Origin of the sequence: Rosistilla carotiformis (assembly GCF_007753095.1) — a bacterium.
GTDB classification, from domain to species: Bacteria; Planctomycetota; Planctomycetia; order Pirellulales; family Pirellulaceae; genus Rosistilla; species Rosistilla carotiformis.
Map to the genome: position 1 here is coordinate 2021491 of NZ_CP036348.1, position 10181 is coordinate 2031671.

The 10181-nt window shown below is 58.8% G+C and carries 5 protein-coding genes; 4 read left to right on the forward strand and 1 reads right to left on the reverse strand.

The window, feature by feature from the left end:
- Window positions 1-56 precede the first annotated feature (56 nt).
- On the forward strand, window positions 57-2102 hold the full coding sequence (gene metG, locus Poly24_RS07545; RefSeq protein ID WP_145092755.1) for a methionine--tRNA ligase: 2046 nt from the start codon (window positions 57-59) through the stop codon (window positions 2100-2102).
- 135 nt (window positions 2103-2237) lie between these two features.
- On the opposite strand, the gene metH is transcribed toward metG, so the two are convergent.
- Window positions 2238-5930, reverse strand: coding sequence for a methionine synthase (metH, locus tag Poly24_RS07550; RefSeq protein ID WP_145092758.1), 3693 nt, complete (start codon window positions 5928-5930; stop codon window positions 2238-2240).
- 387 nt (window positions 5931-6317) lie between these two features.
- Between metH and Poly24_RS07555 the strand changes: the two genes are divergently transcribed.
- The 3 genes from Poly24_RS07555 (at window position 6318) to Poly24_RS07565 (ending at window position 10084) form a co-directional block, all read left to right on the forward strand.
- The gene (locus Poly24_RS07555) at window positions 6318-7889 is read left to right on the forward strand and encodes a hypothetical protein (protein ID WP_145092761.1); all 1572 of its coding nucleotides are present in this window, start codon (window positions 6318-6320) and stop codon (window positions 7887-7889) included.
- A gap of 22 nt (window positions 7890-7911) precedes the next feature.
- Window positions 7912-9192 carry an AAA family ATPase gene (locus tag Poly24_RS07560; protein WP_145092764.1) on the forward strand — a complete coding sequence of 427 codons (1281 nt, stop codon included), beginning with the start codon at window positions 7912-7914 and terminating at the stop codon, window positions 9190-9192.
- 64 nt (window positions 9193-9256) lie between these two features.
- On the forward strand, window positions 9257-10084 hold the full coding sequence (locus tag Poly24_RS07565; protein WP_145092766.1) for an ExeA family protein: 828 nt from the start codon (window positions 9257-9259) through the stop codon (window positions 10082-10084).
- Window positions 10085-10181: the final 97 nt, after the last annotated feature.

A 10181-nucleotide genomic window follows, 5' to 3' on the forward strand; every position in this document is an offset into this window, starting at 1 on the left:
TGGCCTCTATGGTTGTTCGCCATCCATTTCGCCAGCAAACTGCACTTGAACTTAAAATGACGCGACAGATCCTGGTCACCGCCGCCTTGCCGTACGCCAACGGGCCGATTCACATCGGGCATTTGGTCGAATACATCCAAACCGACATCTGGACTCGTTTCCAGAAGCTCCGCGGCAACCGCTGCATCTACGTCTGTGCCGACGATACGCACGGCACCGCGATCATGATGCGAGCCCGTCGCGAAGGCCGCAGCGAAGAGGAATTGATCGCGGCGATGCAGGAATCGCATCAACGCGACTTCGCCGGCTTCGATGTCCAATTCGATCATTACGGCAGCACCCACAGCGATGAAAATCGTCAGCTGTGCGGTCGGTTCTGGCAAGCGATGCGAGACGCCAACCTGATCGTCGAGCGTCCGGTGCAACAGCTGTTCGATCCGCAAGAGCAGACGTTTTTGGCCGATCGATTTGTTCGCGGCACCTGCCCAAAGTGTAATGCCCCCAACCAGCCGGGCGATAATTGCTCGGCCTGCGGTCACACCTACAGCCCCGCCGATCTGATCGATCCCGTCAGCACGCTCAGCGGCGCGGCACCGGAGCTGCGCGAAGCGACCCATCTGTTCGTCGAACTGGAACAACTGCACAGCTTCCTGGCCGAGTGGGTCAAGGAATCGGGAGCGTTGCAGAGCGAGACGGCGAACTACTTGTTAGGCCACTTCCTCAGCGATGCCCTTCGCGACTGGGACATCTCTCGCCCGGCTCCCTATTTCGGATTCGAGATCCCCGACAGCCCCGGCAACTACTGGTACGTCTGGTTCGACGCGCCGATCGGCTACGTCGCCAGCACCCAGCAATGGTGCAACGCCAACGGCGAAAAGCTGGAGGATTGGTGGCAGAACCCGAACACCGAGATCCATCACTTCATCGGCAAAGACATCACCTATTTCCATACGCTCTTCTGGCCGGGGATGCTGAAGACGGCTGGCTTCACGCTGCCGACGAAGGTTCACATCCACGGCTTCTTGACGGTCGACGGCCATAAGATGAGCAAGAGTGTCGGGACGTTGGTTTCGGCCGAAAAGTACCTGGAACATTTTGATCCGACCTACCTGCGTTACTTCTACGCATCGAAGCTGACCTCGCGCGTCGAAGACCTCGACCTGGGGCTGGAAGAGTTTGCTGAGAAGGTGAATTCGGATCTGGTCGGCAAAGTTGTCAACCTTGCGTCGCGAGTCGCCAAGTTCGCGCATCAACTGGGCCTGTCGGAAGCTTATCCCGACGACGGCGGTCTGTTCCAACGGGCGGCCGATGCGGGAGACGAGATTGCCGCGGCGTACGAAGCGTGCGACTACAGCAAGGCGATGCGATTGATCTTGGAATTGGCCGATCGGGCCAATCCGTATGTCGAACACGCCAAGCCGTGGGAGATGAAAAAGGATCCCGCGCGGGAAGCCGAACTGCGCGACGTCTGCACCGTCGGGCTGAACCTGTTCCGCCAGCTGTGCGTCTACCTGGCGCCGGTCTTGCCATCGCTGGCCGAGAAGTGTGGCGAACTGTTGGGCGATCCGATCACCGGTTGGCAGCAGAGCCAATCGCCGCTGCTGGGAACTCCGGTGGCGAAGTTCAAACACATGTTAAAACGTATCGAAGTTAAGGACCTGCAAAAAATGATCGACGAGAGCAAAGACGAATCCGCCGCAACCGAATCCGAAGCCCCCGCCGCGAACCAATGGAACGACAGCGATCAACCGCTGAAGGACGAACCGCTGGCCGACGAGATCACGATCGACGACTTCGCCAAGGTCGATCTGCGGGTCGCCCGCGTGATCAAAGCTGAACACGTGCCTGAAGCCAACAAACTGCTGCACCTGACGCTAAGCCTCGGCGGCGACGAGACCCGCAGCGTCTTCGCGGGCATCAAAGCGGCTTACACGCCCGAGCAACTGGTCGGCCGATTGGTCGTGATGGTCGCCAACTTGAAGCCACGCAAGATGCGGTTTGGACTCAGCGAAGGGATGGTCACCGCCGCTGGTCCCGGCGGCGCCGAAGTCTTTGTGCTCGGCGTCGACGAAGGAGCTCTCCCTGGCCAACGCGTCCACTGATTGCGAGCTGAATAAGTTCCCAATCCACCGCTTTGCATACCTCTCCGCAAACGGAGGCTTCACCCGCCCGGCGGAGCCGGGAGGGTCGGAAAACGAGCCTTCAGCGAGCTTTTCGGGGAGGACTTACCCTCGAGATCAGGAGGGTTCATACGCCAGGTTTGGCGACAACCAGCGTTCGACTTCCGACAACGGCTTTCCTTTCCGTGCCGTGTAGGCTTCGATCTGGTCCTTGGTGACTCGATCGACAGCAAAATACCGCGACTCCGGATGGGCAAAGTAGAGTCCGCTGACACTCGAACCGGGCGTCATCGCGTAGCTTTCGGTCAGCTCCACGCCGGTCTGCTTCTCGGCGTCCAACAGATCGAACAGCGTTCGCTTCTCGGTGTGGTCGGGGCTGGCGGGATAACCTGCCGCCGGACGGATTCCGCGGTACTTCTCGGCGATCAACTCCTCGGTCGAAAGGCCTTCGGTTTTGCCGAAGCCCCAATCCTCGCGAGCCCGTTGGTGCATCAGTTCGGCAAACGCTTCGGCCAACCGGTCGGCAACCGCTGAAACCATGATCGCTTTGTAATCGTCCAGTTCCTCCCGGTACTTCGCCGCCAACGCTTCGGCCCCCAAGCCGCCGGTGACCACAAAGCCGCCGATGTAGTCTTCGCGTCCCGAATCGATCGGCGCGATGTAATCGGCCAACGAACGGAAGTCCGATTGTCCCTTGCGTTCCCATTGCTGACGCAAGAAATGGAAGCGAGTCAATTCCGCCGAACGCGATTCATCGGTGTACAGGATCACGTCGTCGCCATCGCTGGCGGCTGGCCAGAAGCCGTAGACGGCGTTGGCTCGCAGCGAACCGGCCGCGATCACTTCGTCCAACACGCGGTTGGCATCTTCGTACAGCTCCTTCGCCTGCGCCCCAACCGACGGATCGTCGAAGATCTTGGGGAACTTGCCTTTCAGTTCCCAAGTCATGAAAAACGGCGACCAATCGATAAACGGGCGGATCTCCTCCAGCGGGAAATCGGTAAGCGTCTTGGTCCCCGTAAACGCGGGCTTATCGATTTGTACCGTCTGCCAATCGGTGGCGAAACGCTTTTCCAACGCTTCGGCGTAGGGGACCAGCTTCTGTTGGCGGTCGCGGTAACTGGCGACCAACTTCTTCTGCAGCTCGACATTTTCAGCCATGTAGGCGTCGCGATGCTCGGCGCTGATCAACTTCTCGACCACGTTGACGCTGCGGCTGGCATCCAATACGTGGAACACCGAACCATCGTACGCCGGGGCGACGCGAACCGCTGTATGCTTGGCACTCGTGGTCGCTCCGCCGATCAACAGCGGTAAGGTCATCTTCTTTCGTTTCATCTCGCGAGCGACGTGGACCATCTCGTCCAAGCTCGGCGTGATCAGCCCACTCAAGCCGATCATGTCGACGTTGTGCTTGACCGCCTCTTCAAGAATCGTCTCGCTGGAGACCATCACGCCAAGGTCGATCACCTTGTAGTTGTTGCACTGCAACACCACGCCAACGATGTTCTTGCCGATATCGTGAACGTCTCCCTTGACCGTAGCGATCAGGAACGTACCCCGCGCCGCGTGGCTCTCGATCCCCGCTTCTCGCTTTTCCTGCTCCATGAATGGTTCCAGATAAGCGACTGCTTTTTTCATCACCCGAGCACTTTTGACGACCTGCGGCAGGAACATTTTGCCTTCGCCAAACAGATCCCCGACGACCGACATACCGGCCATCAGAGGCCCTTCGATGACGTGCAGGCAGCGATCGAAGTGCTGCCGCGCCTCTTCGGTATCCTCGACGATGTACTTATCGATTCCCTTGATCAACGCATGCTTCATCCGTTCGATGACAGGAGCGTCGCGCCACGCGAGGTCTTCGCCCGCCTTCTGCTTGCCATCTCCCTTGACCGTCTCGGCGAACTCCAGCATGCGGTCGGTCGCATCGGGGCGGCGGTTCCACAACACGTCTTCGACATGTTCCAGCAGGTCCTTGGGAATCTCTTCGTAGACCTCCAACTGCCCCGCGTTGACGATCCCCATGTCCAAACCGGCTTTGACAGCCTTATATAAGAAGGCGCTGTGGATCGCTTCGCGGACGCGGTCGTTGCCGCGGAAACTGAAGCTGATGTTGCTCACGCCGCCGCTGGTCTTGGCTCCCGGGCATTCCTTCTTGATCCGAGACACCGCGTTGACGAAATCGACGGCATAGTTGTTGTGCTCGTCCATCCCCGTCGCGACGGTCAAAATGTTGGGGTCGAAGATGATGTCTTCGGGTGGGAAACCGATCTTGGTGGTTAACAGATCGTAAGCCCGTTTGCAGATCCGGACTTTGTTGTCTTCATCGGCCGCTTGGCCCTCTTCGTCGAAAGCCATCACGACCGCGGCGGCACCATATTGGCGAACCAATCGCGCCCGACGCAGGAACTCCTCTTCGCCATCTTTCAGCGAGATCGAGTTGACGATCGCCTTGCCCTGCGTGTTCCGCAGTCCCGCTTCGATGACTTCCCATTTGCTGCTGTCGATCATCACGGGCACCGACGCCACGACGTCGTCACCGGAGATCAAACGCAGGAACCGCGTCATCGCTTCGGCACCATCCAACAGGGCATCATCGAAGTTGATGTCGATGATCGTGGCACCGTTTTGAACCTGTTCGCGAGCGACCTCGACCGCCTCGTCGAACTGATCGCCTCGGATCAGTCGAGCGAACTTCTTGCTGCCGGTCACATTGGTCCGCTCGCCGATCATCGTGAACGGAATTTCGGGACGCATCACCATCGGCAACTGGCCCGACAGTCGTGTGTAGATCGGCCCGGTCTGTTCCTGCTTGGGCCGTTTGCCCTCGACGCGCTGAGCCATCGCGCGGATGTGATCGGGAGTCGTACCGCAGCAGCCACCCAAAATGTTGATCCAGCCGTTGTCGGCGTATTCGCCCACGATCTCCGCCATTTTGGGCGGATCGAGGTCGAATTGCCCCATCTCGTTGGGCAGCCCCGCGTTGGGGTGACAGCTGACCGGAATCCCTGTCGCGTGCGACATCTCTTCGACGTGGGGACGCATCACATCGGGGCCGAGGGCACAGTTCATGCCGACCGATAGCAAAGGAAAGTGAGCCAGCGAAGTCACAAAGGCTTCGACCGTCTGGCCACTAACAAATGTCCGGCCTCCCTTGTCGAACGTTCCGCTGACCATCACAGGCACGCGGCGTCCACCGCCGTCGAAGTAATCTTGGATCGCAAACAGGCACGATTTCAGGTTCAACGTGTCGATCGCCGTCTCGGGCAACAGGATGTCGACTCCCGCTTCGACCAACGATTTCACTTGGGCCTTGTAACTGGCGACCATCGCTTCGAAGGTCGTGCTGCGAAACGCCGGGTCATCGACTTGGGTGCTGATCGCCAACTGCTGCGTCGTCGGCCCGATCGAACCGGCGACAAACCGCGGCTTGCCCGGCGTCCGTTCGGTCCATTCGTCGGCAGCTTTGCGAGCACATGCAACGGCGGCGTGGTTGATCTCGTCGACCAATTCCAACGGCAGGTCGAATTCGACCATGCCGACGGGGGAAGCGCCAAAGGAGTTGGTTTCAACGATATCGCTTCCCGCTTCATAATAAGCGCGGTGGATATCGGTGATCTTCTCCGGGTGGGTCAGGCATAAGATATCGGAGAAGTTCTTGAGATCTTTGTGGTGATCGGCAAACCGGTCGCCACGCACCCCCGCTTCGTCCAGACCCAACCGCTGAATCATTGTTCCCATCGCACCGTCGAGGATCAGGATACGTTCTCGAATCAGGTGAGGCAGTAGATCGATAGGGTTGGTCATGGAAAGTATTTGCTATCTCTGAGTAGTTTTAGTTCTTGCCCATCCGCCGGACGCCGCTGTGTCGGCATCATCGGGCGCCGCATTGTACGGCATTTGTGGGGGGAGGTTCAGCCGTGGCAAAATGCACGCCTACAGTCTGAGGGACGCGAGGCATTCTGTCATTACGGCAATGCATGCAAACGAGAACAATTCGACGAGTCGCGCCAACCGGCAAAATCGATCGATCTTGCCTTGTCTTTCTCGATTGACTATTCGTTAAATCGCTCAAGATCGTTGTAACCGGTACCGATACCGATACATAGAGGAGCTTGTGCGGCGATTAGGTTCGCAGAGCGCGGCCAGAAAATCCCCAGGCTGGCAAAACGCCACGTGTCAAGGAATGACCAGATGTCGTCAACGTCCACCCCACCGACGGTTCACCGACCACGCCCATCGTCTCGACCGACGGGTGGCGGATTGCCAACGCTATTCCGCATCCCCGACTTGAACGATCGCCCGCAACCGGTCGAGCCTGTCGACGCTGCGCCGAGCGTTGCACCAAGCATCGATTTTTCCGACGCCCCCCCTCCCACAACGCCTGCTACTGAACCGGCACCGGCTCCCGAGCCAGTCTACCAACGGATCGATCCCAGCCATGTGTATGGCGAACTGCCGGAGCTGCCTCCGTTAAACGAACCTGCGGATGCCACGTGGATGGAAACGGTCGGATCGCGTCTCGTGCTGATCCTGCTGTTCCTGGCGGTTGCCACCGTGGCGATCATTGCCACTCGCGACGTGCCGCCGGCATCGCAAGCCCAATACCTGGCCGAGGATCCTCAAGAAGCAACCTCGGACGAACCGGTTCACGTTGCAGAAGCCAATCCTTTGCAAACGGAACCGGCTGAACCCGACCACCCCAGCATCGACCAAAGCAGCGACTCGCAAGCGGCGGTTATCGATGTGATCTCGCCCACGATGTCCTCTTTGGAGCCTTCGCCAATCGATTCTCCACCGGTACAGACAGCGCAGCGCGATGCGGCCGATTCCGACGAAGGTGAATCGCTGCACGAACACGATCTGCCTAGCTTGGGAGAGATCGAAGACGAACCGTCGACCGAACTGCCGGCCTTCCCGATCCCCAACCTCGCCCTCACCGGGCCGCAAGACGCGACCGAACCGGACGCGACCGAAGAAGAGGAAGCTAGCGATCCGACCGACAGCCAAGCGGCTCTTGAAACAACGGCGACGGAAGAACCGCGCGTTGCCAGCCTTGCGCTGCCCGAGACAAAGCCATCGCCGGTCTACAAACCGACCAGCACACCCGACATGATCACCGACTGGCAGCAATTTGTTCAGCCTGTAGGTCACTCGGACGAACCAACCAACGTTGCGATGCTGCCCGAGCATTCAGGGCAAACGGTTAGTCCTGGCAACCAATTCAATTACCCAACCACTGCTGTCGCACCAAGTTCGTTGAATCCGCCGCAATATCCACCTTATGCTGCAGCGCCTCCCTACGCTCCTCAGCAACAGCCACAGCAAGAATTGGCTCCTCAGCAACAGCAACAGCAACAGCAATGGGCTCAACAACAGCAGCTAGCTCAACAACAGCAGCTAGCTCAACAACAGCAGCTAGCTCAACAACAGCAGCTAGCTCAACAACAGCAGCTAGCTCAACAGCAAATGGCACAACATCAACTGGCATTACAACAGCAGCAACAGTTCGCGCAACAGCAGTTGCAACAACCGCAAATGCCTACTCAGACATACATTCCAGGCCAGGGCTATGTGAATCAACCGGCGGCCCCACAGTATCCCAACCCGGCTCCACAACCTAACGGATACGCACCCCACGACGCCGCTGCACAGAACCATTACGGACAGCCTGGCTATCCAACGCAGCCGCAAGCTGCAAACGGATACGTCCATCCCAACCAACCACCGTACGCTGGCCAACAGTCCTACGTTCCCAGCCGTTGAACCTGTTCTTGAGTACCAAGCTATGACCACGAGTATCGATCAGGCATTTCGCAAAGCGTATGCCAAACGCACGGGAACGTCGGGTGCCACCAGCGAATCGACCAACGGTACGATTGCTGTCTGGATCGACGAACCCTCGGGAAAGACCTTTCGAAACGAATCGGCGCAAGCCGTGGGGGCGCCCCATTTCGAACCCGGCCCTGCGAACCCAAAGGTTGCTGTCGACGCCCCTGCTGCTCCAAGCGTCGCGGACGAATCGTTGGAGCCCACGATCGATCTTCCGACGGCGACCGTCGAATCTGCAGTGGCTGAGCCATCGGAGCCGATCGCCGTTGCCCCAACCGCAGCTCCGGCGGAACCCGCCGTTGTTAGCGAGCCGGTAGTCGTGGCGGCCGAACCGACTTCGCCTCCACCCGCCGTGGTGGCGCCCACGCTCCCCGAATCCTCCGCTGTCGCACCGATCGCAGAGGCGAGCAAGCTAAAGATCGATGTCCGCCCGGGAACAACCGCCTACGATGCCTGGGCGGCCAAGCTGCAAACGCTGGACTTGGCTCCCAAAATGGAAGCCTCGAAGGCGATGGAACCCACGATCGCAAAACCGTCACCTGCCCTGACTCGTGACGCGCTGCCCGCGTTCGCGCCGGTCTGGGAAGTGGACGAGTTCTTGTTGCCGGAAGTGGCAAAGAACTTGGTCGCCGAACATCTGCATGCCATGGGTACGCAATTGGAACGTGCCAGTCGTGAAGGGTTGCAAACTATGGCCGTCTCCAGCCAGAACCGTCAAACCGGTCGCTCGACGGTGGCGATTGCGATTGCCCAAGTCGCTGCCAACAACGGTCTTCGCGTGGCATTGGTCGATGCCGATGCCGAAAGTCCGTCGTTACTGGAAAAATTGCAGCTGGAAATGACCAACGACTGGGTCGACGCGATCTCTCAAGACGTATCGATTGAAGAAGTGGCGGTAACATCGCTGGCGAACAATTTCTGCTTCCTGCCGCTGCTGGAAAAAACGCCAGAGCAGCTCAAGCAGATCGACCACTGTGCCGCTTCGCTGCTGGAACGCCTGAAGTTGCACTTCGATTTCATCGTTGTCGATTTTGGACCGCTACAACACGCCAGCTTTGGTCTCTCGATTCCGCTGAGCGATGAACTGTTCGATGCCGTCGTCCTGATCGAAGACATGCGGCGGATCGATCCCGAAACGCTCGAATCGTACGCGCGTCGAATTCGCGCCGTCGGTATCGATAACATTGGCCTGATTGAAAACTACGTCGACGCTGACACCGCGGATGCCGCCGCGTAGTCTGTTGCATCGACGCCTGAGATCGATCGCGAAACGTTGAATCAACTGCCCGGGGATTTTCAAAATGTATAAAAGCCACTGGAATCTGACCGAACGCCCGTTCGAAAACTGGTCCAACGAACAGTTCTATTATCCTTCGGAAGTCCATCAGACGGCGCTGCTGAAACTGCGATACGGCGTCGAAAATCGCCGCAGTGCGGCGGTCCTGTGCGGCGAGAGTGGGATGGGTAAGACGATCCTGTTGGACAGCTTCGCCCGCCAACTTTCAGACGATTTCGGCCCCGTTGCCCAAGTCGTCTTCCCTTCGTTGCCGGGCGAACAACTGCTCTCCTACATCGCTGACCAGTGGACCGGCAGCACCGGCGACGATAACGAATCGATGCGTGGCGCGTTGGGGCGGATTCAAACGTTTCTAAAGGATAATGTTGCCGCCGGTAAGCACGCGGTATTGATCGTCGACGAAGCGCATCTGCTCAGCGATTCCCAACAGCTCGAAACACTGCGGCTGTTGCTGAACATCAACGCCGGCGCCGAAGGCTCCGAATCGGCGTGGACCTTGATTCTGGTAGGCCATCCGACGTTGATCAGCACGATCGAACGCAACCGCGCTTTGGACGGACGCGTGTCGGTCAAATGTGTTCTGCAACGGTTGTCGATGGAACAGACCGCCGGATACATCCAACATCGCTTGGCCGCCGTTGGTGGCGAGATCGACAAGATCTTCAGCCTGGCAGCCCTCGAAGCGATCCAGCTGCGCAGCTCCGGGATCCCTCGCCGGATCAACCGCCTGTGCGATCTCGGTTTGATGGTCGCCTACGCCGAAGACCAACCGCAGGTCGACGCACACCACATCGAAGGCGTCTATAACGAACTCGTTTCGATTCCCGCCTAAGCCAGCGCTCTTCCTGCGCTGGAATTGAGACCTCAGTCGAACGACAGCGGAGTCTCCCCTGCTTTCCACAGGGGAATTCGCCATGCTACTCGCCGCG

Bases quoted from the DNA above. Each gene is read 5' to 3' on its own strand.
- metG (WP_145092755.1), top strand. From the start codon at position 57: ATGACGCGACAGATCCTGGTCACCGCCGCCTTGCCGTACGCCAACGGG.
- metH (WP_145092758.1), bottom strand. From the start codon at position 5,930: ATGACCAACCCTATCGATCTACTGCCTCACCTGATTCGAGAACGTATC.
- Poly24_RS07555 (WP_145092761.1), top strand. From the start codon at position 6,318: ATGTCGTCAACGTCCACCCCACCGACGGTTCACCGACCACGCCCATCG.
- Poly24_RS07560 (WP_145092764.1), top strand. From the start codon at position 7,912: ATGACCACGAGTATCGATCAGGCATTTCGCAAAGCGTATGCCAAACGC.
- Poly24_RS07565 (WP_145092766.1), top strand. From the start codon at position 9,257: ATGTATAAAAGCCACTGGAATCTGACCGAACGCCCGTTCGAAAACTGG.